This is a genomic window from Streptomyces sp. TLI_185 (assembly GCF_003814765.1).
Classification (GTDB): domain Bacteria; phylum Actinomycetota; class Actinomycetes; order Streptomycetales; family Streptomycetaceae; genus Streptomyces.
Genome location: NZ_RKRB01000001.1, coordinates 1,147,440 through 1,173,287 on the forward strand (window position 1 = coordinate 1,147,440; position 25,848 = coordinate 1,173,287).

Here is a 25,848-nt window from a genome sequence, read left to right on the forward strand (position 1 = left end):
CGAACCGAGCAGCGTCACCGACCCCGAGGAGAGCAGCCATGGCCGAGATCGCCCGCAGGACGATCATCGGGGCCGGGAGCGCCGCTGCCGCACTGGCCGTGTTCGGCAGTGGCACAGCTCGCGCGGCCACCGGCTCAACTCCCGCCGCTGAGGCGGAAGATGCCCGGATGCGCGGCTACGCCTTCCTCGATGCGGCGATGGACGGCTACCCGGACCACGGCAGCATCCGCCTGGCCCAGAGCTACACCGATCAGGCCGGGCTCTTCAGCACCGCGTTCACATACGACAACGCCCTCGCGATCCTGGCCCACCTCGCCCACTCCGGCCCCGGGTCGCGCGCCAGAGCCGTGGCTCTCGGGGACGCGCTGCTCTACGCACAGGCCCACGACCCGCAGCACACGGACGGCAGGCTCCGGCAGGCGTACAACGTCGGGCCGTACGTCTTCTACGACGGTTCACCGCAGCCGGACGGCTTTGTGCGCGCGGACGGCACCGTGAACGTCGGCACCCAGTTCGGCTTCACCGGTACGGCTGTCGGCGACATGGCCTGGGCGGGCATCGCGATGGCTGCACTGGCCGCACGCACGGGGGCGGCCCGGTTCCTGAAGGGCGCCGTACGGATCGGCGAGTGGGTGGAGGCGCACGGCCGCACCGACGAGCCGCTCGGCGGCTACAAGTTCGGGGTCGACGGGAGCGATCAGAAGCTTCCCTTCACCTCCACCGAGCACAACATCGATCTGACCTGCCTCTTCGCGCGTCTCGCCCGGCTCACCGGGAACGGCGTCTGGCTGGAGCGGCGGGCCCGCGCGCAGGCGTTCCTCGGCAAGATGTGGAACGAGTCCGGCGGTTTCTTCTACACCGGCACCAACGACGGCGTCACCGTCAACACCTCGCCAGTGCCCGAGGACACCCAGACCTGGAGCTATCTGTCCCTCCACGACCGCCGCCGTGCCCGGTCGGTGGACTGGGCGGCAGCCAACCTCGCGGTGCTGGACACCGCCGACCGGCCCAACAGCACGGTTCCCGCCGGGCAGTCGTACGCAGGTGTCACCTTCAGCTCGGCATCCCTAGTCGCGGACGAGAGCTCGCCCATCGCAGCCTCCCAGCCCAAACCCGACCGCAACGGCGTGTGGTTCGAAGGCACCGCCCACCTCGCCCTGGCCCTGCGGGAACGCTGCGCGTCGGGCGACGAACGGCGTGCCGCGCGCCTCGTCGCCTCCATCGAGCGGGCCCAGGACCAGCTCGGCGCGGGCCAGACGGTGGGGAGCAAGGCCCTGCCCGAACGGTCGGGCGTGGTCTCGGCCAGCAGTCCTCTGAACACCGGTTTCAGCTTCGGCTACTACCCGTACCGGCACGTCGGCGCCACCGCCTGGTATCTGCTCGCGGCGGCCCGCGCCAATCCGCTGCGGGGACACTGAGCCGCCCCGGGGATATGCCCTGCCTCTGCGTCGGCGGGACCCTTCTGCTGCGCGCCGTCTCTCCGGCGTCTGACGGGCCAGGCCGTCGGCTGGACGCCGTGCCGCGTGTCGCGGCGGCGGATCGAGCCGACACGGCAGCGAGCCGCCCACCCCAACACGAGGCCGGAGGTCAAGTGCAGGGGAGCCGAGAAGAGAGGTTTGCCTCTTCCCGCTCCCCTGCCTCACACGGCGTTCGCCTGCCACGGGGTTCGGCACGGGCATTCGTCGCTGTCCGGCAGTACCCTCATCGCCCCGCCGGCTTCGACGGCTCGCCCGCTTCTGGCCACTTGGCGTCACCGTGGGTCAGGCAGCGTACTTCCGCTGGTGTCCTAGCTGGTGACGCGGTAGGCGCTGACCCAAGCGCCGATGCTGTGGTAACCGGATCCGTCGATGGTGATCGAACCCCCGGTGCAGTCGGCGTTGTCCCACAGCTCCACCTTGACGTCGGCGCCATTGGCGCGGGCGGAGCGGACGTTGTCGTTCCAGTTGTCGCCGACGTAGTGGCACTCCCCGGTGTTTCCGGAGAACGTCGTATTCGGACCCTCCCAGTCGGTGTCCGAGTAGGCAGTCCAGCTGGCGCTTGCCAGACGGGCGTGGCCGGTGGAGGAGTGGGAGGACGAGGAGGTGAGGGCCTGGGCGGATGACGGGTAGGCGCTGATGGCTGTGGCGGCCAGGACCGCAGCCGTGGCCATGATCTTACGCAAGACGGGCATGACGTCTCCTTCAACGATGAGCCCCGGGATCTCGGTGTCTGTCCCCGGGCAAAGCAGACAGGGTTTTCGGCCGTGCTCCGCTGCCCGCCAGGCCTCTTCGAAGCCCCCGTAAAGCGACCGCAGCGTCGCTGGTCTGTCGCCCAAACTCGCAGGCTGCACCTGCCCCAGCAACACCTTTCGACCCTGCTCGAATCCGCTGCTTGGACGTTGAACGGGCGGCTGCGGAGCGGGAGTTGCGGGCGGCTCGCCGCGAGGAGCCGCTTGCCGAGCGGCGAGGGGCGGCGCTCACCGCCGCGGTTTCCGGGCATGGCAGGCGGTCTGCAACCAGCACGTCAGCCGTTGGATCCTGACACACCCGCCGTGAAGGTGATCACGCTGCTCGTGTCTCCTCACTTGCACGGCGCTCCACCTTTGACAGCGCAGCCTCCTTGGCCCCGACCGAGTCCATGACCTCGCAGCGCAAGGCCGACCGTCAGCAATGCGCCGGCCAGGCACGATGGCCGGCCCTGCGGCGATACCGGCACCCGGCCCACTGAGTCACGCCGGCATCAGTGGCGCAACCGCTCGAAGCGGAACGGTTCCAGGGCTTCGGGGCGACGACCCGTGCGGACGTACTCAGTGAGGCGGCGCCCCGTGACCGGGCCCAGGGTGACGCCGAGCATGCCGTGTCCGGTGGCCACGAAGGCGTTGTCGTGGCCGGGGACGCGGTCGATGACCGGAAGGCCGTCGGGGAGGAAGGGACGGCCGCCGACCCAGGGATCGCGGATCAGGCCGACCAGGTCGTCCGGGTCGTCGAACCAACGGCCGAGGTAGTGCCGGCTCGCGAGGGCGACGGCGACGACGCGGCGCCAGTCGAGACGGTTGTTGTTGCCGCTCAGCTCCATCGTGCCGCCGATCCGTGTCGTGCCGCCGATCGGTGAGGCCACGGCCCGGCGTTCGCCGAAGTACAGCGTGTGCCGGGGGGCGGGGTCCAGGTCCACGGAGAAGCTGTAGCCCTTGCCCGCCTGGAGGGGCAGTGGGTGTCCCAGCGCGCCCAGGAGGCCGGAAGAGCGCATGCCGGCCGCGATGACGACGGCCCGGCACGGTATCTCGCCCAAGTCGGTGCGCACCGCGGTGACTTGACCGCCGGACGTGCCGAACCCCACCGCCTCCGCGTTCTCGTGGACCTTCACCCCGGCCGCGGCCAGCGCCTGCCCGAGCCCGAGGGCGAATGCCTCCGGGTCGACCACGCCCTCTCCCTCCACGAGATACGCCGCGCGCACCCCGGGCGACAGCGCGTCGTCGAGCAGCCGGGCCTCGTCCCCGGTGGTGACGTCGTCGGGCAACGGGTAGCGGCCGTCGGCCATCTCCCGTTGTACGGCTAGGTGGTGGCGGGCCTCCGCCGCGGAGAGGAAGGCGTGGACCATGCCGGGGCGGGTCAGGGTGGTGTCGACTCCGGCGTCGCGCAGGCCGTCGAAGAGGTCGAAGGTGGTGCGGTTCAGCTCGGCGATCGCCGCGTAGCCGCGCCGGAAGGCGGCCGGGGTGCTGCTGCGCCAGAACCGCCACAACCAGCGGACGAACGCCGGGTCGGGCAGAGGACGTAGATAAAGGGGCGAGTCCGGTCGGCCCAGGGAGCTCAGTGCGTACCGTACGACCCCCGGGGCCGGGACCGGCGTCGAATGGCTGAGGCAGATCCAGCCCGCGTTGCCCCGGGACACTCCCGAGCCCAGGCCGCGCCGTTCGACGACCTCCACCGCGAGGCCCGCCTCGGCCAGGTAGTACGCGGTACACAGTCCGACGACGCCGCCGCCGAGGACCACCACGGGCGCGGTCATGAGGCCGACTCGTAGGAGGCGAGAAACTCCCGGGTGCGGGCCTGGGCGGGGCGGTCGAGGACGTCCTGCGGCGCTCCCTCCTCCACGATGCGGCCGCCGTCGACGAAGACGACATGGTCGGACACCTCGCGGGCGAAGGGCAGTTCGTGGGTGACCAGCAGCATCGTCATGCCGTCGGCGGCCAGTTCACGCATCACGCCGAGCACTTCACGGGTGGCCTCCGGGTCCAGGGAGGAGGTGGGCTCGTCGAAGAGCAGCACCTCGGGCCGCAGCGCCAACGCACGGGCGATGGCCACGCGTTGTTGTTCTCCGCCGGAGAGCTGGTCCGGCTGGGCGAGGCCGCGGTGCGCCACGCCGACCCGGCGCAGCAGCGCGACGGCCCGCTCCAGCGCCTCCTGCTCCGGCACGCCGGCCCTGCGCTGCGCCAGGACGACGTTCTCCACGGCGGTGAGATGGGGAAAGAGGTTGAAGCGCTGGAAGACCATGCCGACGGTACGGCGCAGCCGCGGCAGGTCGCGGCACACCGTACGGCCGCCGCCGTGCACCACCTCGCCGGCCACCTCCACCGTCCCCTGGTCGGGGCGTTCGAGGAGGTTGATGCAGCGCATCAAGGTGGTCTTGCCGCCGCCGCTCTGCCCGATGACGCTGACGATGCGGCCGCGGTCGACCTCCAGGTTCACGTCGTCGAGCACCAGGCGGTCGTCGAAGGACTTGCTCAGGCCCTCGATCCGTACGACCGCCTCGGGGCGGGCCGGTGGCACGGTCTTCGCCGTGGTGACGGGCTCGGTCATACGGCAGCCTCTTTCGGGTCGGCCGGTGCTCCGAGGTCGGCGGCGAGCAGCGCACGGGCGGCGCGCATCCGGTGCCGTCGCCGGGGAGACAGAGGGATGCCGGCGCGTACCTTCCGCTCCAGCAACAGGAGGAGTTGGGAGAGCGGATAGCACAGGGCGAAGTAGATGGCCGAGATGACCAGGTACACCTCCAGTGCACGGAAGGTGGCCGAGGTGATGAGCCGGCCCTCCGACATCAGCTCGGCGGCGGACACGGTGACCAGCAGCGAGGTGGACTTGAGCAGGTCGACCAGCATGGTGTTGGTGCCGGGCAGGGCCTGGCGTACGGCCTGCGGCAGGACGACGTGCGCGAAGATGCCCGCCTTCCCCAGTCCGAGCGCCTCGCCCGCCTCGGTCTGTCCGGCGTGCACGCCGCTGATCGCGGAGCGGAAGATCTCGGACAGGTAGGCGGCGTAGAAGACGATCAGGCTGAGGCAGCCGGCGGTGAACACGTCCAGCCGGACCCCGGCCGAGGCCAGGCCGAAGTAGGTCAGGAAGATGATGGCCAGCAGCGGGACGTTCTTGAACACCTCGGTGTAGACGGCGGCAAGGGCCCGCGCGGGCCAGGCCCGGTTCAGCCGCAGCAGCGCCACAGCCAGGCCGAGGAGGACCGCGCCGGCGAAGCTGACCAGTGTGTAGGAGACGGTGCGCCAGAGCGCGTCGAGGAGGTCGGACCGGTAGTCGGACCAGGGGACTTGGAAGAGACCGGACATGTTCGCTCCCCTCACTGTCCGATGGACGGCGGCGTCCAGCTGCTCGGACGGTCCACACCGCGGCGCGCGGTGGCGACGTCGGCGGCGGGCTTGAGGAACTGCTCGGGGTCGCCGCCGTACTTCTTCACGAGCTCGGCCATCTCTCCGTTGGTGTACATGGCGTCGATCTGTGCGGAGATCGCCTTCTCCAGCCTGGTGGCCTTCTTGGGGAGGTAGAAGCCGGTCTGGTACGGCTGGAAGTACGCGTAGGCGGGCTTGGCCTTGACCTCGGCGGCGGTCGGCGGTGTCAGGTACTCCGTCTTGATCTTCAGTTCCGGGCGTTGTTTCTGCGCCGCGATGATGATCAGCGGGTCGAGGAAGCCGACGTCGACGCGGCCCGCGCCGAGGTCGTCGAAGACGCCGGTGGCGTCCGGGTAGGCGTGCAGCTTGGCGCCGGGCACGGACTGGATGGACTTGACCCAGACGTAGCCCTCGACCGTGCCGAGGCTGAGGCCCTTGAGGTCGTCGACCGTCTTGTAGGTCTTGCCGCTGCGGACGGCCATCGCCGGGGGCGAGTAGTACGGCGGGTCGGTGAACAGCCCCTGTTTCTGCCGGTCGGCGGACCAGGCGACACCGCCGACGGTGATGTCCACCCGGCGGGACTGCACTCCGGCGAGCATGCCGGCGAAGTCCGTCACCTGCGGCCTGACTTGGAGGCCGAGCTTCTTGGCGACGTAGGCGAGGATGTCGCCGTCCAGGCCGACGATCTTGCCGCCCTGGACGCTGGTGTAGGGCGCGTACGGCTGGACGGCCACCTTGATGACGCCGGGCGTGAGCGTGCCCAGGGCGGCGGTCTTCGCGGACACGTTCTTCGGGGAGTCGTCGCCGTCCGAACTGCAGGCGGCGACCGTGGAAATCATCAGCATCGCGGACAAAGCGATGGCGAGTGAGCGCACACGGATCATCGGCGTGGGCCTTCCGTATCGGCACTGAGGGGGCCCGCCGTTCACCGCGCTGTGCCCTCGGCGGGAGGTTGATTGGGCCCATACGCTAGAGATCGACCGTGCGGTGCGTCACCGTTCACTTCGTACGAACTTGTGGCCGGAATCGTGCGCTGCCCTGTACGATGCGTCCAACCCCGGCCCGCTCTCCCCCACGGGAGGAACCGTCGTGCTGAGCCCGTCACTCGCCCAGGAGATCGCCGGGGACACCTCCGCCGTCATCGGCTTCAACGTGCTGATCACCGATGCGGAGGGCATGGTCATCGGCAGCGGCGACAGCAGCCGGGTGGGGTCCTTCCACGAGGCGTCGGTGGAGGTCGTGCGCACCCAGGAACCCGCCACGCACAACGCCTCGCAGGCCCAGCAGCTGCGCGGGGTACGCCCCGGCGTCACCCTGCCGCTGGTCGCGGGCGGGCAGGCGGTCGGCACCGTCGGGATCACCGGCACCCCCGCCCAGGTACGCCGCTTCGGACTGCTGGTGAAGCGCCAGACGGAGATCCTGCTGAGGGAGTCCGTGATGCTGCGCTCCCGGCTGCTCTCGGAGCGGGCGGCGGAGAAGCTGCTCGCCGACATCGCCTCCTACGATCCTCAGGTCGTCGAGGGCGACTTCCTCGTGTTCCGCGCCGCCGAACTCGGCTTCGACCTGCGGCTGCAGCGGATCGCGGTGGCCGTCGAGGTGACCGTGCCCGAGGGGACCACCCGGCGCCGGGGCGGCGGGCCCACCCAGGATGTGGCACTGGTCCGCACGGAACTGCTGCGCACCGTCCGCGAGGTCTTCGCCGACCCTCAGGACATCGTCGCCGGTGCGGCGCCCGGGTGGATCGGTGTCCTGCACCGTGTTCCGGCCCGCCGCCGCACGGAGTCCCTGGTCGCCGACTGCCGGCGGGTCGTCGACGTCATCGCCGCGCAGGACGGTCTCACCGCCCGGGTGGGCATCGGCGAGCCCGCCTCCTCGGTGGGTGGTCTGCACGACTCGTACCAGGACGCCTGCGACGCGCTGCGCCTGGGCGGGCGTTCGGCAGGGGACTCCCCCGTCCAGCTGATCGCCGATCTGCGGGTCCACCAGGTCCTGGCCGCGGTGAACCAGTCCGCCCGCAACCGCCTGGTCGACCTCACCACCGCGGATCTGCGCGCCCAGCCGGACTGGCCGGCGCTCCGCGACACGATCACCGCCTGGTGCGAGAGCGGATTCAACCTCGTACGGGCCTCCGCGGCCCTGCACATCCACCGCAACACAGTCGTCTACCGCATGAACAAGATCGAGCAGCTCACCGGCCGGCCGCTGCGCGAACACCGCACCACCATGGCCCTCTACCTCGCCTGTCTGGCCGACCAGATGGGCAGTGGCTGACGCGCCGTTCCGTTCAACTCCGCTCCCCGCAGGCGCCGTTGACAGTGCGCGCGATCCGCGTCACGGTGAGGGCCCGTCGTGCCCGGAGTGCCCGGAGGTCGTCCATGGCTCCGTCGTCAGCACCACGTTCCGACGCCGGCATCGTCGAACGCGCACGCGCGATCGCTCCGCTCATCCGCGAGCACGCCCTCCGTACCGAGCAGGAGCGAAGCGTGCCCGGCGACGTCGTCGCGGCGCTGACGGACGCCGGGATCTACCGGATGAACGTCCCCCGGCGGTACGGCGGTTACCAGACCCCGCTGCGCACCCAGGTCGACACGCTGACCGAGATCGCCGCCGCGTGCGGCTCGACCGCCTTCACGGCCCTGATCCAGGCCGGCTGCGCCTTCATCGCGGCGCTCTTCCCCGACGAGGCCCAGGACGAGATCTTCACCGGTCCCGACGTACGGGTCGGCGGCACCCTGATCCCGGACGCCACCGCGGTCGCCACGTCCGGCGGCTATGTCGTCAACGGCACCTCGGGCTTCGCGACCGGCTGCCGGCACGCCGACTGGCACTTGCTGACGGTTCGCGTGGAATCCGGTGAGGGGCCGCCCGAGGTGCTGTGGACCGCCGTACCGATGGCCGAGCTGGAGATCCTCGACGACTGGCATGTCTCCGGGCTGGCGGGCAGCGGCAGCAACAGCGTGGTCGCCCGTGACGTGTTCGTACCCGCGCACCGGGTGCTGCCGGTCGGGCCCCTTCTCAACGGCGAGTTCCCCTCCAAGTCCAACGCCGACGACCCCTTCTACCGGATGCCCGTCCTGCTGATGTTCTGCGCCTGGACGGCACCGAACGCACTGGGCCTGGCGCGGGCGGCGCTGGAGGAGTTCACCGGGCGCATCCATCGGCGGGGCATCACCTACACGTTCCACCAGCGGCAGAACGAGGCGACCGTCACCCATCTCCAGGCGGCCGAGGCAGCGCTGAAGATCTCCTGCGCCGAATTGCTGACCAGCGACTTCGTCGCCCGTATCGAGGCCGGTGAACCGTACGCACTGCAGGAGCGCGCCAGGATCCGCGCACAGAGCGGCTATGTGGCACGGCTGTGCAAGGAGGCCGTCGACCTGATCGCCTCCGCCTCCGGGGCGTCCTCGCTGCGCCGGGAGGTGCCCATTCAGCGGATGGTGCGCGATGTGCAGGCCCTGAACCTGCATTCCTTCGTCAATCCCGCGACCAATCTGGAGATCTACGGCCGGGTCCTGTCGGGGCTCGATGCGGGCACGCCGTTCCTGTGAGGCGCAGTCGGCACGCTTCTACGGCCGTCCTGCCCCCGGTACCTCGACCGGCACCGCGAGCACCTGCCCGCTTCCCGGTGCCACCATCTCGGTCTCGGTCATGCCCTGCCATCGTGCCGCGGTGATGAACAGAGTGCTGCGGTCGGGTCCGCCGAGCACACAGGCGAAGGCTCCGCGGTCCAGCGGCACGGTCTGCAGGACGGTGCCGCCTTCCGCGACGCGCACGCACCGCCGACCCGGCACGTCCGCGTACCAGACGGCGTTCTCCACGTCGATGCAGATGCCGTCCGGGGTGCCCTCGCCCAGGTCGGCCCAGACACGTCGGCGCGACAGGGTGCCGTCGGCCTCGATGTCGAAGGCGAGCAGCCGGCGGCGGTAGGAGTCGGCGACGATCAGGGTGGAGTCGTCGGGGGTCACCGCCATGCCGTTGGGAAAGGCGATGTCGTCGGCCACTTCGCGGACCGAGCCGTCGGGCGCGGCCAGGTGGACCGAACCGGGTTTGACGTCCTCCCCTGCCATCAGGTCGAAGTGGGCGCGGTTGACGTAGGTGTTGCCGCGGCCGTCCGCCACGATGTCGTTCCAGCCCGGGATGCCGAGATCCGCGTACTCGACCAGGCTGCCGTCGGGGTCGCGGCGCAGCAGCCGCCCTTCCGCGGACGAGACGACCAGCAGCCGGCCCTCGGGCAGCCAGGCGGTACACAGGGGCAGCGACGGGACTCGCGCGACGACCTCGCTGCGGCCGTCCCGGTCGACGGCGAGGACCTCGCCGGCGGTCCAGTCGGAGAAGTACAGCCGGTCGCCGTGCCAGCGGGGTGACTCGACCAGTCCTCGGCCGGTGAGCAGCGTGGATACGTGGGTCATCGTCCTCACAGCCCTGCGCTCGGGCCGGCCCGGTGCCGGCCTCTCACCCTCTACACGAACGAGGGCCCACCGAATCGACAGCGCGCGGCGGCCGGTACCTGAACACTGCAGGACCGGCTATGCGCCCCTGCGGCCGACTCCCGCATACACCCAGTACTCCGACGGCTTGTCCGGGATCCGGTCGCCGGGGTCCGGGCGCCACAGGGGGACGTAGACCAGGCCCGGCTTCACGAGGTCGAAGCCGGTGAACAGGTCGTGGATCTCGTCGTGGGAGCGGGCGGTGACCGGGGAGGTGGCCCTGGCGCTGTAGAGCTTGCTCACGGCGGCGGCCGTGTCCGGGCGGTCCTCGTTCGTGGCGTGGGTCAGCGCCAGCCAGCTGCCTTCGGGCAGGGCGTCCCGGAAGGCGGCGACGATGCCGGCCGGGTTCTCCTCGGGCGTGACGAAGTGCAGGATCGCGACCATCAGGACGGCGACGGGCTCCTCGAAGTCGATCAGTTTGCGCAGCTTCGGGGAGGACAGCACGTCGGCCGGCCGGCGGATGTCGGCGTCGACGATGTCCGCGTCCGGGTTGTCAGCGAGCAGGGAGGTGCTGTGGGCCACGGCCACGGGGTCCTTGTCCACGTAGACCACCCGGGCCCCGGGGCTCGCCGCCTGGGCCACCTCGTGCACATTGCCCTGGGTGGGGATGCCCGAGCCGAGGTCGATGAACTGCCGTACCCCGGCGTCGACCAGGTGGCGCACGGCCCGTCCGAGGAAGGCGCGGTTGGCCCGGGCCAGCGTGCGCACCTGGGGATCGATGCCCGTGACGGCGGCCACCGCCTCCCGGTCGATGGCGAAATTGTGCTGCCCGCCCAGCATGGCGTCGTACATGCGGGCCACACTCGCCTTGTCGGGATCGGTCCCCGGCGGAATCCGTTTGTTGTCGAGCACTACAACTCCCTTTCCGGCCAGGGGCCTTGACGCGACATCATATAGTTGCCGACGACGCACGGCGAGCCACCCTCATCGCCGCGCGCCCGGAGCCCCCCCACCCCGAAAGGCACGACCCCTGCGGAACGAACCGCGCAGCCGCACCGACGCACCCCCCGCCGCACTGCCCTCGCCCCGCCGGTCGGCCTTCTCCCCCGCCGCCGACGCCATCGGCTCGGAACTCGACCTGGGGCTGACCGGCACCCATGTCGTGCACGCGCTGACCCCCGGCTTCTGCGATGCGGCATCGATCTATCTGCTGGAGCGCTGGCTGCGCGACGAGAACGCGTACGCCGTCGCGGACCCGCCCCAGATAGAGGCGCGCCGTCTGGCGCTGCGCATCGGCACGGACGCGGTCGAGGACTGGGAGGGTGTGCTGCCGGTCGGCGAGGTGATCGTCTTCCCGCGCGAGACGCCGTACGCGCGTGCGCTCGCCGCCGGGCACGCGCAGTTGCTCGACACGGTCGACCCGCACACCTCCCAGCGGCTTGTGGCCTCCGCGGGCGGCGACGCGCGGATCAAGGACCTGCTACGTGTGTCGTCCTTCCTCGTCGTCCCGCTTCAACTGCGGGGCACCGCGGTCGGCTTCGTCGCCTGCTCACGCGGCCCGGACCGGGCCCCGTTCCGGCCCGCGGACGTCGTGGCCGCGGACGCGCTGGCTGCACGAGCCGCCACGGCCCTGGACAACGCGCGCCGTTACGAGCGCGAGCGCCGCACCGCCCTGGCCATCCGGAACAGCCTGCTGCCCGGCACGGCACGGGAGGTCGAGGGCTGCCGCATCGCCCACGGCTGCCTGCCCGCCGGGCAGGGCAACATCATCGGCGGTGACTGGTTCGACGTGCTGAGACGGCCGGGTGACCGGGTCAGTCTGGTCGTCGGGGACGCCATGGGGCACGGCCCGGAGTCCGCCGTCGCGATGATCCAGCTGCGCACCGCCGTCCGCACCCTGGCCACCCTCGACATCCCTCCGGCCGATCTCATACGCCGCCTCGACGCACTCGCCTGCGACACCCCGGGAGCCTCGTTCGCGACTTGTATCTACGCCGAGTGGGACGCCCGGCAGCGCACCTGCACCCTGGTGGGGGCCGGCCACCCGCCCCCGCTGCTGCGCGGCCCCGACGGCCGGACCGCGCCGGTCGCGCTCACCGGCCCGGGCCTGCCCCTGGGGCTGGGCACGGGCAGCTACGAGGCGACCGTGCTGACCCTGGACGAACCCGCTCTGCTCGTGCTCTACAGCGACGGCCTGGTCGAGTCCCGGGACGCCGACATCGACCAGGAGATCACCCGCCTCGCCCGCGCCCTGGACACGGCAGCCGTCGACCCCGCGTCCGCCGGCGAACAGGACCCGCTGCAGTCCCTGTGCCGACGGCTGCTGGGCACCCCTTCCGCCGCGGCCGCCGCCGACGACCGCACCCTGCTGCTCGCCGAGTTGACGCCCCAGAAGGACTGAACGCCCCTCCCCGGCAGGCTCTCAGGCCGTCAGGTGCGCCCACACGGCATTGCCGCCGGTGAGTCTGGACCGGTCGACTCCCCAGCTGTCCGCGATCTCCTCCACGATGAGCAGTCCGCGGCCGCTCTCGTCGTCGGGGTCCGGCTCGCAGCGGGGCAGGCCGCGGTCCGTGCGGTCGTGGTCGTGGACCTCGAGGCGCAGGCACTGGTCGGTGATGAGCCCGATGCCGCACAGGACCCGGGCGCTCAGCGTGTGCCGTACGGCGTTGGTGGCCAGTTCGGACACGAGCAGGACCGCGTCCGCGCACAGGTCGCCCGGCAGGCGCCATGCGCTCAGCCGCGCGCCGATGGAGCGGCGGGCGACTCTGATGCTGGAGCGGTGCGGCGGCAGTTCGAGCCAGTGGGTGCGCTCCGGGTTCGGGGCGTCTAACAGCTGCGGGGAGGAAGTCGTGTGGGGGGACACGCAGTTGCCTTCCATGGGGAGCGGGGCGCGCAGTGAACGTCGAAACGATTCACACAAGTAACTATGCTCACAGGGCAGTTCAAGCTGCAACCAGCTGCCTGATAATTTCATGGAGCCGGTATCTGTCCGTCCGCTTCGCCAAGTCGATTCCCTCGGCGGCGCGGTGACGGCCACTCAGGAGGTAGGGCGTGGTGAACGAAGGTCGGTCGGGCGCGGGCAACAGCCCCAGTGCACCTACCGTTCTCCGCATGATCCTCGGCCGGCGGCTGCAGGAGCGGCGCCAGGAAGCGGGGCTGACGCTGGACGACGCGGCCAGGGCCCTGCGGGTGACCTCCTTGACCATCCGCCGACTGGAGAAGGCGGAGGTCGGCCTCAAGCCCCTCTACGTGGACAAGCTGCTCGAGACGTACGGGGCCGACCGGCAGGAGATCGACGAGTTCGTCGACCTCGCCGAGCGGGCCAACGAGCCCGGCTGGTGGCATGTGTACCGCGATGTGCTGCCGAGCTGGTTCAGCGGCTACGTGAGCCTGGAGGCCGGGGCGACGACGCTGCGCACCTACGAGCCGCACTACGTGACAGGACTGCTGCAGACCCACGACTACGCGCGCGAGGTCCTGCGCGGCGGCTTCCCGGGCGGCAGTGAGGAGGAGCTGGAGCGGCGGGTGGATCTGCGGCTGCGTCGCCAGAGCCTGCTGAAGAGACCCGACGCGCCCACGCTGTGGGTGGTGCTCGAGGAAACGGTGCTGCACCGGGTGGTGGGCGGCCCCGAGGTGATGCGGGAGCAGATCGACCGGCTCCTGGAGGTCTCGGAGCTGGAGCACGTCAGCGTCGACGTCGTGCCGTTCTCCGCGGGCGCCCACGTCGGAGCGTGCGCCCCCTTCACGTACTTCCGGTTCAAGGAGCCGGAGCTGCCCGACATCGTCTACAGCGAGATCCTCTCCGGCGCCATGTACCTGGACCAGCGCTCGGACGTCGCGGCCCATCTCGAGGCGCACAACCGCATGTCCCTGCTGACCTCGGACACGGACAGCCGGGCGCTCCTGAACCGCATGCGAAAGGAGTACTCATGACCAGCGCCGACAGCGTTGTCAGCGGCGTCTACAACGGCATGCCGGCGTCGGACCTCGGTGAACAGGGCTGGGAGTCTCCGTGGAGCGGCCCCAACGGGGGCCAGTGCGTGCAGACGAAACAGCTCGCCGACGGCCGTGTGGCCCTGCGGCAGTCGACCGATCCGGCCGGCCCCGCGCTGATCTACACCCCGGAGGAGATCACCGCGTTCGTCGCGGGAGTCAAACGAGGTCTCGCCGATCATCTGACGGCCCTGTACCCCCCACGCACCCCACCGAAAGGGACAGCATGACCAACTCGCACGCGGCGCGGGACATCGACACCAGCCGGCCCCACTCCGCCCGGATGTACGACTACTACCTCGGCGGCAAGGACCACTTCGAGGTGGACAAGCGGGCCGCGGAGACCGTCGCTTCGGCCTACCCGGCCATCTTCGTGTGCGCCCGTGAGAACCGGGCGTTCATGCATCGCGCCACCCGCGTGCTCGCCCAGGAGCACGGCATCCGCCAGTGGCTGGACATCGGCACCGGCATCCCCACCGAGCCGAACCTGCACCAGGTGGCCCAGTCCGTGGTCCCCGAAGCCAGGGTGGTCTACGCGGACAACGACCCGCTCGTCCTCAAGTACGCCGAGCGCCTGATGCGCAGCACGGCCCAGGGCCGCACCACGTACATCGAGGCGGATGTCAACGACCCTGCCGCGCTGCTGGAGTCCCCCGCACTGGCCGAGGTCCTGAACCTGGACCAGCCCGTGGCCCTGTCCCTCAACGCCCTGATGCACTTCGTGACGGACGCGCAGGACCCGTACGGCATCGTGGACCGTCTGCTGGCCGTCCTCCCCTCGGGCAGCGCGCTGGCCCTGAGCCACTGCACGCCCGACTTCGACCCGGCCACCTGGCAGAAGGTCACCGACATCTACACCAGTGCGGGCACGCCGGTGCAGTTCCGCTCGAAGGACGACGTCGCCCGGTTCTTCAGCGGACTGGACCTGCTCGACCCCGGAATCGCGGTCGGCCACCGCTGGCGCCCGGACAGCGACTGTGGCGCCACGGACGCCGAGGTCAGCCTCTGGACCGGGGTGGGCATCAAGCGGTAGCCCCGAGGTGCAGGGGGGCGGACGGCCCCGGACCCGAGCGGGTCCGGGGCCGTCCGGCAGTTCGACGGGCGACGGGTCAGGGCTGGACGGGCCGGCCGCGTCCCCAGGCCCAGGCGAGACGGTCGGCGCCGGACTGGTTGGTGGTGGCCAGCCAGGGGCGGGCGGAGTCGCCGATCAGCTTCTGGATCGAGTAGGTGTCGTCGGTGCGCAGACCCGGCCAGTAGACGGAGCCCATCCCGAGCTTGCGGAAGGTGTCCGTGTCGGCCTGGATGAAGTTGATCGAGTTGTTGGTGGCGTCCGGCTTGTTGTAGTTCAGGCCGGTGGTCATCGGGGCGCCGAACTCGTCGGCGACGGTACGGCTCGCGCAGTTCCCGAGGCGCTCCTTGAGGTCGGACACCCACTGGTCGTAGGTGGCGTAGTCCTTCCAGAAGCCGTAGTGGTGCAGGGACAGGTAGGTGCCCTTCAGGCGCGGGTCGGCGCAGACCGAGGTGACGTGGTCGTTGTAGCCGGCGCCGCTGACGAAGACGCGGTTGCGGGGGACGGACCCGTACGTCGAAAGCCACTTGGCGGCCATGTCGGCCCACTGGGTGTCGGTGTAGCCGTGCGGCTCGTTCATCGGCTCGAAGTAGACCTTCGAGTTGCCCTTGTAGGCGCCCACGACGGTGTTCCACATCGGCCAGTAGGTGGCCTCGTCGTCGATGAAGCCGTCCTTCTGGGCGCCCGTGCCCTCCCAGTACGACAGGATCACCTTGAAGCCCTTGTCCGTCGCCGCGTCGATCACGCCGCGGTACGACTTCCAGTAGGAGCCGTTGACGGTGTACGGGTTGATGGGCAGACGGACGGTGTTGGCACCGAGGTTGGCGCGGAACGCGGAGATGACCCGGCTCGCCTTGGTGTACGTCTGGGCGTAGGTGTCGGAGAGCGACAGGCCGGACAGGACGACGGGGTCGTTGGCGTAGTTGTCGCGAGGGTCGGCCCAGTTGACGCCCTTGAACTGGGTGGTGTCCGTTGTCGGCGCGGCGGAGGCCGGGCTGCCGGTGAGGGACGCGCCGCCGACCGCGGCGATCGCGACCGCCGCGCAGGCGGCACGCAGCCGGGGAGCGAGGCGGTTGGTGGGGGTCTTGCGCATCGACGTGGCCTTTCAGGAGGTGGCGGCTCGGCGCCCCGCATGTTTACGTAAACATGCGCTGTCGTCGCAACGGATGTTTACGTAAACTCGGCGGCGCCGGAATCGTGGCATCCGCCTCAGCGGCCGTCAAGGCTCCTCACGCGTAACATCCGGTGCGTCGCGCAACAGGTCGGGCACCCGAGGGAGGCACCAGTGGTGGAACGGGGCAGCACCGGCGTTCCGGGCGGACGCCGCAAGCAGCGGGTCTCCATGGCCGATGTCGCCAAGCTCGCCGGAGTCTCGTCACAGACGGTCTCGCGGGTCTCCAACGGCTACCCCGGAGTGATCGGCGCGACCCGGGAGCAGGTGCTCACGGCGATGCGGGAACTGGGCTACCGGCCCAACAGCGCGGCGCGCGCCCTGCGCTACGGCCAGTTCAACACCATCGGCGTGATCCTCTTCAGCCTGTCCTCCACGGGCAACAGCCGCACGGTGGAGGCGATCGCCACCCATGCAGCGGCCGAGGGCTACGCGATCACCCTGATCCCCATCGACGTCCCCACCCAGGACAACGTGCTGGGGGCGTTCACACGGATGGGAGAGCTGGCCGTCGACGCCGTCATCGTCATCATGGAGATCCATCTGCTGGACACCGGCACGGTGCAGCTGCCGCCCGGTGTGCACGTCGTCGTCGTGGACTCCGACGCCGGAGACCGCTACAGCGTGGTCGACACCGACCAGGCCGACGGCACCCGCAAGGCCGTCAGCCACCTGCTCGACCTGGGTCACCGCACCGTCTGGCACGTGACCGGCCCGGAGACGTCCTTCGCCGGGCAGCGCCGCACCCAGGCCTGGCGCGCCGTCCTCCAGGAGGCGGGACGCCCGGTGCCGCCGCCGCTGCACGGCGACTGGTCGGCCGAGTCCGGCTACGCGGCCGGTCTCGCGCTCGCCGAACAGCCGGACTGCACCGCCGTGTTCGCCTCCAACGACCAGATGGCGCTCGGGCTGCTGCGCGCCTTCCACGAGCGCGGCCTGCGGGTGCCCGCGGACATCAGCGTCGTCGGCTTCGACGACATCCCCGACGCCGCCTTCTTCGTCCCGCCCCTGACCACGGTCCACCAGGACTTCGCGGAGGTCGGCCGCCGCTGCGTCCAGGACGCCCTCCAGCAGATCCGCACCCGCGGCGACTCGAAGCCCGGCACCGATCTCGTCCCGACCAGCCTGGTGGTCAGACACAGCACCGCGCCCCCGCCGGACCGGCGCCGATGACTGTGCCGTTGCGCACAACGCCGGCGAACCCGGGCCTGTTCGAGCAGCCGGGCCGCTGCCCGCGTGCTACAAGGCTGGGCATGGAGATCGAACCGGTCACGGCGTCCACCCCGCGGCCCGTACGACGGCCGACGCTGGTGCAGGGCTGGCATGAACTGACCTTCCTGCACTGGCCGGTGGAGCCGGAGCGGGTCGCCGCTCTGCTGCCTTCCGGGACCCGGCCGGACACTCTCGACGGGGTCACCTACGTCGGCCTTGTGCCGTTCCTGATGCGCGGCGTGGGCCTCGGCCCGGGGCCCGGTCTGCCGTATCTCGGAACGTTCTGCGAGACGAACGTACGGCTGTACTCGGTGGACGAGCGGGGCCGCCGCGGTGTCGTGTTCCGCTCCCTGGACGCGACCCGGCTGCTGCCCGTGCTGGTGGGGCGGCTGGGCGTGCGGCTGCCCTATGTGTGGTCGGCGATGGGCCTGCACCGCGAGGGCGGCAGGCTCACCTACACCTGCCGTCGCGGACGGTCCGCAGGCCGCGGCCCCAGAAGCCGGGTCGTGGTGCGCCCTGGCGCGCCCATAGCGCAGCCCACACCGCTGGAGCTGTTCCTCACCGCCCGCTGGGGCATGCACGTCCCCTGGCACGGCCGCACGGTGCATCTGCCGAACGAGCACGCGCCCTGGCCGCTGCACCGGGCCGAATTGCTCGACCTGGACGACGAGTTGATCACGGCGGCCGGACTGCCACGGATGACGGACGCGCCGGTCAGCGTGCTCTACTCGCCGGGCGTCTCGGTCCGGTTCGGGACGCCGTCCCCGGTCCGATAGAGGATCCGGGAACCGGCGTCACGACGAACCCGGCTGTGGTGTCGGGCCCGCAACGCCCAGTCGCCTGATGGTCCCGCCGAGCCTGGGCCGGAACCGCTCCAGCATCTTCGGCTGCGCGCTGACCACCCAGCGGGTGCCCACGAGGTACTTGCCCCCGTACATGGCGGCGCTGTCGAGCCAGACCTGCTGGAACCCGTCCTGGGGGAAGGTGGTGATGAGGTAGTCGGCCTTCTCCGTGTGGCAGACGCCCTGGCGCAGTTCCTCCGCCTCCACCCGGATCCTGGCCTTGCAGCCGGTCAGTTCGGCGATGACCTCCACCTTCGCCGGTGCGACAACTCCGGCCGCCGGGGCAGCAGTTACGGCCGTCCTGCTCGCCCTGGACCGTTCGTGGGTGTCGTCCTCTCCCCCGCTGCAGGCCGCGGCCAGGGGAAGGACTGCCAGACTGCCGGCCAGTGTCGCGCCGCGTACGAGCCGGGTCGTGGGCGGGATGCGTGCGGTGCGTCCTCGCGTCGGGTGCGGCAACACGTGCGTCTCCCTCTCGGCGCTGTTCGGCCCCGCCCCGGACGGGCGGGCGTACCACAGGGGTACGCATGATCACCGGCCGCTGTTCACCGACGACCGCAGCCAGAGCCATCAGGAATCGAGAAGCGCCGCCCCGCCGGCCCCGCCTAGCGTGACCGGGGTGATCCGACGCTTCGTTCCCTCCACGTACCGGCCGGTCCTCGCCCACCGGCTGTTCCGGCGGCTGATCCTCGGCTTCGCGGTCTCCTGCCTCGGCGACGGCATGAGCTTCGTCGCGGTGGCGTGGCTCGCCGTCGAGCTCGCGCCGCCGGCCGGGGCGGGGCTGTGGGTCGGCGGCGCGGTCGCCGCATACACCCTGCCGGGCGTGGTCGGTGCGCTCGTGCTCGGCCGCCGGCTGCGCCGGGTGCCGGCCAGGCGGCTGCTGATCGCCGACAGCGTGGTGCGCGGTGTGTTCCTGGGCGCCGTACCCCTCGCCTGGTTCGCCGGGGTTCTTTCGCCGTCGCTGTACGTCGTGCTGCTCGCGGTCTCGTCACTGCTGCACGCCTGGGGCAGCGCGGGCAAGTACACCCTGCTCGCCGAGCTGCTGCCGGAGGAGCAGCGGCTCGCAGCGAACACCCTCGTCGGTTCGCTCGACTTCGCCGCCACGATCGCCGGGCCCGCCCTCGCGGGAGTGCTGGTCACGTACGCGAGCTCCGCGCTCGTACTGGGCCTGGACGCGCTCACCTACGCCTTCCTCGCCGTGCTCGTCGCACGCACCCGGCTGCCTGAGTCGGGGCAGGTCTCCCCCGTCGACGGGGCGGCGGCCCGCGGCGGGCTCGCGCTGGTGCGGTCCCGTCCCGAACTGCTCGGGCTGCTGGCGCTCACCTGGTTCTTCAACTTCCTGTACGGCCCGGTCGAGGTCGCCCTGCCGCTGCACGTGACCGAGGACCTGCACGCACCCGGCACCCTGCTCGGCCTGTACTGGATGCTGTTCGGCTTCGGAGCGGTGCTCGGCACGCTGGCGGTCGGCGCGCTGCGGCGGCTGCCGCTGTGGCCCGTGACGGTCGGCATCGTGACGGCCTGGGGGCTCATGCTGGTGCCGTTCGGGGCCGATGCACCGACGGCCGTGACCGTCGCGTGCTTCACGCTCGGCGGCGCGATCTACGGCCCGTTCGTGGCGCTCTCGGTGACGCTCATACAGGCGAAGTCGCCCCCGCAGCACCTGGCCGCGATGCTCGCGGCCCGCAGCGCGGTGCTGCTCACCGCATCGCCGCTCGGCACGGCGCTCGGCGGACCGCTCACCACGGCGCTGGGCCCGCGCGCGACGCTCGGCGGCTCGGGGCTCGCCACCGTGGCGCTCGGCGCGCTCGCGTGCGTCCTGCTGCTGGTCCGGCGCAGCAACCGATCAGGAATCGAGAAGCGCGCTCTCGTCAGCCGCGGCTAACGTGACCGCAGAACGACGACTCCCGCGCCCGCCCGGCCCGACCCATGGAGAGACGATGACCACGGCGAAGAGGACGAACGCGCAGGTGCCCGCGGTGCACGCCGCCGACAGCCACGACATGATCCGCGTGCACGGCGCGCGCGAGAACAACCTCAAGGACGTCAGCATCGAGATCCCGAAGCGCCGGCTGACGGTCTTCACGGGCGTCTCCGGTTCGGGCAAGAGCTCGCTCGTGTTCGACACGATCGCCGCGGAGTCGCAGCGTCTGATCAACGAGACCTACAGCGCCTTCGTGCAGGGCTTCATGCCCAGCCTGTCGCGGCCCGAGGTCGACGTCCTGGACGGCCTGACCACCGCGATCAGCGTCGACCAGCAACGGATGGGCGCCGACCCGCGCTCCACGGTCGGCACTGCCACGGACGCCAACGCGATGCTGCGGATCCTGTTCAGCCGGCTCGGCAAGCCCTACGTCGGCCCGCCCGGGGCATTCGCCTTCAACGTGCCCTCGGTGTCGGCGGCCGGTGCGATCTCGGTGGGCGGCGGCGCCAAGCAGAAGGTCACCTTCAACAAGGTGGGCGGCATGTGCCCGCGCTGCGAGGGCCGCGGCTCGGTCTCGGACCTGGACCTGACCCAGCTCTACGACGACAGCAAGTCGATCAACGAGGGCGCGTTCACCATCCCCGGCTACACCGGCGGCGGCTGGAACTCCCGGCTGTATGCGGAGTCCGGCTTCTTCGACCCGGACAAGCCGATCCGCAGGTTCACGAAGAAGGAGCTGCACGATCTCCTGCACCGTGAGCCGACCCGGATGAAGATCGCGGGCATCAACATGACCTACGAGGGTCTGATCCCGCGCCTCCAGAAGTCGATGCTGTCCAAGGACAAGGAGGCGATGCAGCCGCACATCCGGGCCTTTGTGGAGCGTGCGGTCACCTTCACCGTCTGTCCCGAGTGCGAGGGCACCCGGCTCGCCGAGCACGCCCGCTCCTCGAAGATCAAGAAGATCTCGATCGCGGACGCCTGCGCCATGGAGATCAGGGACCTGGCCGACTGGGTGCGCGCCCTCGCGGAGCCGTCGGTGGCGCCACTGCTCACCTCGCTGCAGCAGACCCTCGACTCGTTCGTCGAGATCGGTCTCGGCTACCTCTCGCTGAACCGGCCCGCCGGCACGCTCTCCGGTGGTGAGGCGCAGCGCGTCAAGATGATCCGCCACCTCGGCTCCTCGCTCACCGACGTCACCTACGTCTTCGACGAGCCGACCGCGGGCCTGCACCCGCACGACATCCAGCGGATGAACGGTCTGCTGCTGCGGCTGCGGGACAAGGGCAACACGGTGCTCGTCGTGGAGCACAAGCCGGAGGTCATCGCGATCGCCGACCACGTCGTCGACCTCGGACCGGGCGCCGGCACGGCGGGTGGCACCGTGTGCTACGAGGGCACGCTCGACGGGCTGCGCGGCAGCGACACCGTCACCGGCCGCCACCTCGACGACCGCTCCAAGCTCAAGGAAGGGGTGCGCAAGTCCACCGGCACCCTGGAGATCCGCGGCGCCACGGCGAACAACCTGCAGGACGTAGACGTGGACGTCCCGCTCGGTGTGCTCGCCGTGATCACCGGTGTCGCGGGGTCCGGAAAGAGCTCGCTCGTGCACGGGTCGATCCCCGAGGAGCTCGGGATCGTCTCCGTCGACCAGAGCCCGATCCGGGGTTCGCGGCGCAGCAACCCGGCGACCTACACCGGTCTTCTCGAACCGATCCGCAAGGCGTTCGCCAAGGCCAACGGCGTCAAGCCGGCGCTGTTCAGCGCGAACTCCGAGGGAGCCTGCCCGACGTGCAACGGCGCGGGCGTCATCTACACCGACCTGGGGATGATGGCCGGGGTCGCCAGCACCTGCGAGGACTGCGAGGGCAAGCGGTTCGACGCCTCGGTCCTGGAGTACCGGCTCGGCGGCCGGGACATCTCCGAGGTGCTCGCGACGCCGGTCTCGGAAGCCCTGGAGTTCTTCGCCGAGGGGGAGGCCCGCACCCCGGCCGCGCACAAGATCCTGGAGCGCCTGGCGGACGTCGGGCTCGGCTATCTCACCCTCGGCCAGCCGCTGACCACGCTCTCCGGCGGTGAGCGCCAGCGCCTGAAGCTGGCCACGCACATGGGAGAGAAGGGTGGCGTCTACGTCCTCGACGAGCCGACGACCGGCCTCCACCTCGCCGACGTGGAGCAACTCCTCGGTCTGCTGGACCGGTTGGTCGACTCCGGCAAGTCCGTGATCGTCATCGAGCACCACCAGGCGGTCATGGCGCACGCCGACTGGATCATCGACCTCGGCCCCGGCGCCGGCCACGACGGCGGCCGCATCGTCTTCGAGGGCACCCCGGCCGACCTGGTCACCGCCCGCTCCACCCTCACCGGCGAGCACCTCGCGCAGTACGTCGGCGCCTGACCGGGGCGCCCCATGTCCGGTCGGCCTTGACCCTGCCCAAGGGGCAGGGCCGACCGTGGCGGTATGGATGACGACGCACTGCTGGCCGAGCAGTTGGCCTACTACCGGGCGGGCGCGGCCGAGTACGACCGGCCGTATGCCGAGCACGCCGAACTGCAGGCGCTGCTCACCGCCGTCGACGATCTCCCGATAGTCGGAGATGTGCTCGAGTTGGCCTGCGGAACGGGCCAGTGGACCCGGCTGCTCGCCGCCCGGGCGCGCTCGGTGACGGCCGTCGACGCGGCAGCCGAGGTGCTGGCCCTCGCTCGTGCGCGCACTGCCGCCTCCACCGTCGAGTTCGTCGAGGCCGACCTGTTCGCGTGGCAGCCGCCGCGGCGGTACGACACCGTGTTCTTCGCCTTCTGGCTCTCTCACGTCCCGCCGAAGCGGTTGCCCCGCTTCTGGAGCACCGTCGCCGACGCGCTCGCCCCGGGCGGCAAAGTGATCTTCATCGACGACGGGCCTGCCGGGGCCGCCTCCGAGGACGTCCTCGCGGATCATCCCGTCCCGGCGGCGGTGCGGCGGCTCGACGACGGCAGCGAGTACCGCATCGTGAAGGTCTTCCACGAGGCGCGGGCGCTCACGAGCGGCCTCTCCGCGCTGGGGTGGTCGGTTCGTGTCCGGACGGTGGCCGGGCAGTTCATCGGCGTCGCAGAATCTGCAAACGACACCCGTACATCGGATCAATCTATGGCGTGTTGAGACCGTTGACGCCCACTGTGCGCCAGTCCTACGCTTCGCCGGAAAATAGATCCGATGAATCGACCCGTCAGGAACTGTCCCGTCGCATCGTGGAGGCACCCTGCAATGACCTCTAGACGAACCGTGCTCGGCTCAGCGCTCGGCGGTGCGACCGCCGCGGCCTTACCCGGCGTCGCCGCTGCCGCCACCGCTCCCCCGGAAGCCTCCGCGCCCGGCGGCCGCTGGCGGCTCCGCAACCGGATGGACTCCGACGGCGCGTGGGCCGGTTTCCTGCGTGGGCAGGATCTGGTGTGGCACCGGTTGCCCACGGTCTGGCACGAGGGCCCGTTCCTCGGCGACGGGCGCCTGGGCAGCATGGTGTACCGGGAACCGGACGCGAACAGCATCCGCTTCACCGTGCAGCACGGCGAAGTGCAGGACCACCGGCCCGAGTTCGGCAGCGGCTGGGGCACCGCCCGGCTGCCCGTGGGGCACCTGACCCTCGACCCGGCCGGCACCATCGCCTCCGTCGACTGGCGATTGAGCCTGTGGAACGCCGAGTTCACCGGCACGGTCACCACGGACAAGGGCACCCTGACGCTCTCCGCACTCGTCCACGACGGGATCCTCGCCGCACGCGTGACGGCCGACGGCGAGGAGCAGGTCCGCTGGACCTTCCACCCCGAGGAGGCCATCAGCCCCCGGAAGATCCAGGAGGCGCCACCGGCCGGATACGTCGCCAACCCGCCCTGGACCACACAGACCACCGGCGATGTCGAACAGGTCCTCCAGCCGCTCGTCGGCGGCGGCCAGACCGCGACGGCCCACCGCCGCTCGGGCGACACCCTCCTGCTCAGCGTGGCCCACAGCCACCCCTCCGACACCCGCGCCGGGGAGGTCTCGCTCCGGAAGATCCAACGCGCCGGTTCCTACGGCGAGCTCCGCTCGCAGCACACCCGCTGGTGGCATGCGTTCTACCGCAAGAGCTTCGTCTCGATCCCCGACCAGCGGCTGCAGAGCTTCCACTGGATCCAGCTGTACAAGGTCGCGTCGGCGAGCCGTGCGGGCGGACCCGTGATGGCCACCTCAGGGCCGTGGCTGGAACCGACGCCCTGGCCCGCCGTGTGGTGGAACCTCAACGTCCAGCTCGAGTACTGGCTCATCCACGGCTCCAACCACCTCGAACTCGACTCGCTCGTCAGCACGTTGAGGCAGAGCCAGGAGCAACTGGTCGCCAACGTGCCCTCCGCCTACCGCCCGGACAGTGCCGGCATCGGCCGCAGCTCCGACATGTTCGCCGACCGCAGCGTCGGCATGCCCGGCACCGGTGCCGAAGTGGGTGACCTGACCTGGGCGTTGCACAACGCATGGCTGAGCTACCGGCACACCATGGACGAGACCCTGCTGCGCGACACCATCCACCCGCTGCTGCGCCGCACGATCAACTACTACTGGCACTTCCTCCAGCCCGGCGACGACGGCAGGCTCCACCTGCCGTCGACACTCTCGCCGGAGTACCCGGTGGTCCCCCCGCGGGACACCAACTACGACCTGGCGCTGATCCGTTGGGGCTGCACCACACTCCTGGACGCGACCGCACGGCTCGGAATCGACGACCCGCTGAAGCAGCGCTGGCAGGAGATACTGGCCCGACTGACCCCGTACCCGGTCGACGAGAACGGCTTCATGATCGGCGCGGAGACTCCGTACGCCCAGTCCCACCGCCACTACTCGCATCTGCTCATGGTCTATCCGCTCTACCTCGTCAACTGGGACCAGCCCGAGCAGCGGGAGCTGATCGAGAAGACGGTGGTGCGCTGGCACGCGCTGACCGGGGCGCACCGCGGCTACAGCTACACGGGCGCCGCGTCGATGTACGCGATGATGGGCCGCGGCGACACGGCGCTGACGTATCTGAAGAAGTTCTTCGACCCGACCACGCGCTACCCCTGCCGGGCCAACACCCACTACACCGAGGCCGGTCCGGTCATCGAGACACCGCTGTCGGCCTCGCAGTCCCTGCACGACATGCTGTGCCAGAGCTGGGGCGGCGTCGTCCGGGTCTTCCCCGCCGTCCCCTCCTCCTGGCCGGACGTCACCCTGCACGACTTCCGCGTCCAGGGCGCCTTCCTGGTCAGCGCGGTCCGCACCAAGGGGGTCACCCGCTTCGTGCGCGTCCGCAGCCTGGCGGGCGAACCGCTCGAACTGCGCCACGGGCTGCCCGCCGGCCGGCTGACCGCCGTCCTCGACGACGGCCGCCCCGCGCACACCCGCACCACCTCCGACGGCACCCTCGCCGTCGACCTCCCCAAGGGCCGCGAGGTCCTGCTGTACACCGGCGAACGGCCCGATCTCGTCGTCGCTCCCGTGACTGCGAGCGAGCCCGGTGAGGCGTGGGGCCTGCCATAGCGCTCCGCTGGTGGCGCGGTGATGCTGTATCGATGTGCGGCTCCGCCGCGTGCGCGGGCCGATGGGGGCTGGTCGCGCCCACGCGGCGGAGCCGCATATCGACAC

General features: G+C 70.8%; 23 protein-coding genes. 13 read left to right on the forward strand and 10 right to left on the reverse strand.

All coding sequences use genetic code 11. The annotated features are described in order from the left end of the window. The first annotated feature begins 38 nt into the window (after positions 1-38). Positions 39-1,418, forward strand: coding sequence for a Tat pathway signal sequence domain protein (locus EDD92_RS05255; protein WP_123963212.1), 1,380 nt, complete (start codon positions 39-41; stop codon positions 1,416-1,418). 368 nt (positions 1,419-1,786) lie between these two features. Here the strand turns inward: EDD92_RS05255 and EDD92_RS05260 are convergent, their stop codons facing one another. The 5 genes from EDD92_RS05260 to EDD92_RS05280 form a co-directional block, all read right to left on the reverse strand. Beyond that, positions 1,787-2,170, reverse strand: a complete 384-nt coding sequence (locus EDD92_RS05260) for a peptidase inhibitor family I36 protein (protein WP_123963213.1) — start codon at positions 2,168-2,170, stop codon at positions 1,787-1,789. Positions 2,171-2,718: 548 nt separating this feature from the next. Beyond that, on the reverse strand, positions 2,719-3,984 hold the full coding sequence (locus EDD92_RS05265; RefSeq protein ID WP_123963214.1) for an FAD-binding oxidoreductase: 1,266 nt from the start codon (positions 3,982-3,984) through the stop codon (positions 2,719-2,721). Beyond that, the gene (locus EDD92_RS05270; protein WP_123963215.1) at positions 3,981-4,775 is read right to left on the reverse strand and encodes an amino acid ABC transporter ATP-binding protein; all 795 of its coding nucleotides are present in this window, start codon (positions 4,773-4,775) and stop codon (positions 3,981-3,983) included. The genes EDD92_RS05265 and EDD92_RS05270 overlap by 4 nt, the downstream gene beginning before the upstream one ends. Next, complete coding sequence (locus EDD92_RS05275) at positions 4,772-5,527, reverse strand: amino acid ABC transporter permease (protein WP_123963216.1); 756 nt, start codon at positions 5,525-5,527, stop codon at positions 4,772-4,774. Before EDD92_RS05275 ends, EDD92_RS05270 begins: the two co-directional genes overlap by 4 nt. Positions 5,528-5,538: 11 nt before the next feature. After that, a complete protein-coding gene (locus tag EDD92_RS05280) occupies positions 5,539-6,471 on the reverse strand; it encodes an ABC transporter substrate-binding protein (protein WP_123963217.1) in 933 nt (310 codons plus the stop codon). Positions 6,472-6,676: 205 nt separating this feature from the next. On the opposite strand from EDD92_RS05280, the gene EDD92_RS05285 reads away from it, so the two are divergent. Further along, positions 6,677-7,858, forward strand: a complete 1,182-nt coding sequence (locus EDD92_RS05285) for a sugar diacid recognition domain-containing protein (RefSeq protein ID WP_123963218.1) — start codon at positions 6,677-6,679, stop codon at positions 7,856-7,858. A gap of 104 nt (positions 7,859-7,962) precedes the next feature. Next, positions 7,963-9,135, forward strand: a complete 1,173-nt coding sequence (locus EDD92_RS05290; protein WP_123963219.1) for a flavin-dependent monooxygenase — start codon at positions 7,963-7,965, stop codon at positions 9,133-9,135. 18 nt (positions 9,136-9,153) lie between these two features. Here EDD92_RS05290 and EDD92_RS05295 read toward each other — a convergent pair whose 3' ends face one another. Beyond that, on the reverse strand, positions 9,154-9,996 hold the full coding sequence (locus EDD92_RS05295; RefSeq protein WP_123963220.1) for an SMP-30/gluconolactonase/LRE family protein: 843 nt from the start codon (positions 9,994-9,996) through the stop codon (positions 9,154-9,156). A gap of 117 nt (positions 9,997-10,113) precedes the next feature. Next, positions 10,114-10,866, reverse strand: a complete 753-nt coding sequence (locus tag EDD92_RS05300) for an SAM-dependent methyltransferase (protein ID WP_399185375.1) — start codon at positions 10,864-10,866, stop codon at positions 10,114-10,116. A gap of 310 nt (positions 10,867-11,176) precedes the next feature. Between EDD92_RS05300 and EDD92_RS05305 the strand changes: the two genes are divergently transcribed. Next, the gene (locus EDD92_RS05305) at positions 11,177-12,415 is read left to right on the forward strand and encodes a PP2C family protein-serine/threonine phosphatase (RefSeq protein ID WP_399181933.1); all 1,239 of its coding nucleotides are present in this window, start codon (positions 11,177-11,179) and stop codon (positions 12,413-12,415) included. Between the two features lie 21 nt (positions 12,416-12,436). On the opposite strand, the gene EDD92_RS05310 is transcribed toward EDD92_RS05305, so the two are convergent. Then, positions 12,437-12,877: an ATP-binding protein gene (locus EDD92_RS05310; RefSeq protein WP_260326328.1), complete on the reverse strand. Its 441-nt coding sequence runs from the start codon at positions 12,875-12,877 to the stop codon at positions 12,437-12,439. A 191-nt stretch (positions 12,878-13,068) separates the two neighbouring features. Here EDD92_RS05310 and EDD92_RS05315 point away from each other — a divergent pair, with 191 nt between their 5' ends. The 3 genes from EDD92_RS05315 to EDD92_RS05325 are packed head-to-tail and all read left to right on the forward strand — an operon-like array spanning position 13,069 to position 15,040. Continuing rightward, positions 13,069-13,947 (forward strand): helix-turn-helix transcriptional regulator, encoded by an 879-nt coding sequence (locus tag EDD92_RS05315; RefSeq protein WP_123970278.1) that lies wholly within the window; start codon positions 13,069-13,071, stop codon positions 13,945-13,947. Continuing rightward, positions 13,944-14,237 (forward strand): DUF397 domain-containing protein, encoded by a 294-nt coding sequence (locus EDD92_RS05320; RefSeq protein WP_123963224.1) that lies wholly within the window; start codon positions 13,944-13,946, stop codon positions 14,235-14,237. Before EDD92_RS05315 ends, EDD92_RS05320 begins: the two co-directional genes overlap by 4 nt. Next, positions 14,234-15,040 carry an SAM-dependent methyltransferase gene (locus EDD92_RS05325; RefSeq protein WP_123963225.1) on the forward strand — a complete coding sequence of 269 codons (807 nt, stop codon included), beginning with the start codon at positions 14,234-14,236 and terminating at the stop codon, positions 15,038-15,040. The genes EDD92_RS05320 and EDD92_RS05325 overlap by 4 nt, the downstream gene beginning before the upstream one ends. A 76-nt stretch (positions 15,041-15,116) precedes the next feature. Here EDD92_RS05325 and EDD92_RS05330 read toward each other — a convergent pair whose 3' ends face one another. Further along, positions 15,117-16,169, reverse strand: coding sequence for a glycoside hydrolase family 5 protein (locus tag EDD92_RS05330; protein WP_123963226.1), 1,053 nt, complete (start codon positions 16,167-16,169; stop codon positions 15,117-15,119). A 192-nt stretch (positions 16,170-16,361) separates the two neighbouring features. On the opposite strand from EDD92_RS05330, the gene EDD92_RS05335 reads away from it, so the two are divergent. Beyond that, positions 16,362-17,417 carry a LacI family DNA-binding transcriptional regulator gene (locus EDD92_RS05335; protein WP_123963227.1) on the forward strand — a complete coding sequence of 352 codons (1,056 nt, stop codon included), beginning with the start codon at positions 16,362-16,364 and terminating at the stop codon, positions 17,415-17,417. Positions 17,418-17,497: 80 nt separating this feature from the next. Continuing rightward, positions 17,498-18,232, forward strand: coding sequence for a YqjF family protein (locus tag EDD92_RS05340; protein WP_123963228.1), 735 nt, complete (start codon positions 17,498-17,500; stop codon positions 18,230-18,232). Positions 18,233-18,250: 18 nt separating this feature from the next. Here the strand turns inward: EDD92_RS05340 and EDD92_RS05345 are convergent, their stop codons facing one another. Beyond that, positions 18,251-18,754 carry a hypothetical protein gene (locus tag EDD92_RS05345; RefSeq protein WP_399185377.1) on the reverse strand — a complete coding sequence of 168 codons (504 nt, stop codon included), beginning with the start codon at positions 18,752-18,754 and terminating at the stop codon, positions 18,251-18,253. 160 nt (positions 18,755-18,914) lie between these two features. Between EDD92_RS05345 and EDD92_RS05350 the strand changes: the two genes are divergently transcribed. From EDD92_RS05350 to EDD92_RS05365, 4 genes are all read left to right on the forward strand, one after another. Beyond that, entirely contained in the window at positions 18,915-20,177 is a 1,263-nt protein-coding gene (locus EDD92_RS05350) for an MFS transporter (protein ID WP_260326330.1), read from the forward strand. A 55-nt stretch (positions 20,178-20,232) separates the two neighbouring features. Beyond that, on the forward strand, positions 20,233-22,614 hold the full coding sequence (locus EDD92_RS05355; RefSeq protein WP_123963230.1) for an excinuclease ABC subunit UvrA: 2,382 nt from the start codon (positions 20,233-20,235) through the stop codon (positions 22,612-22,614). A gap of 63 nt (positions 22,615-22,677) precedes the next feature. Beyond that, positions 22,678-23,355, forward strand: coding sequence for a trans-aconitate 2-methyltransferase (locus EDD92_RS05360; protein ID WP_123963231.1), 678 nt, complete (start codon positions 22,678-22,680; stop codon positions 23,353-23,355). A gap of 105 nt (positions 23,356-23,460) precedes the next feature. Continuing rightward, the gene (locus EDD92_RS05365; protein ID WP_185123940.1) at positions 23,461-25,743 is read left to right on the forward strand and encodes a glycosyl hydrolase family 95 catalytic domain-containing protein; all 2,283 of its coding nucleotides are present in this window, start codon (positions 23,461-23,463) and stop codon (positions 25,741-25,743) included. The last annotated feature ends 105 nt before the right edge of the window (positions 25,744-25,848 follow it).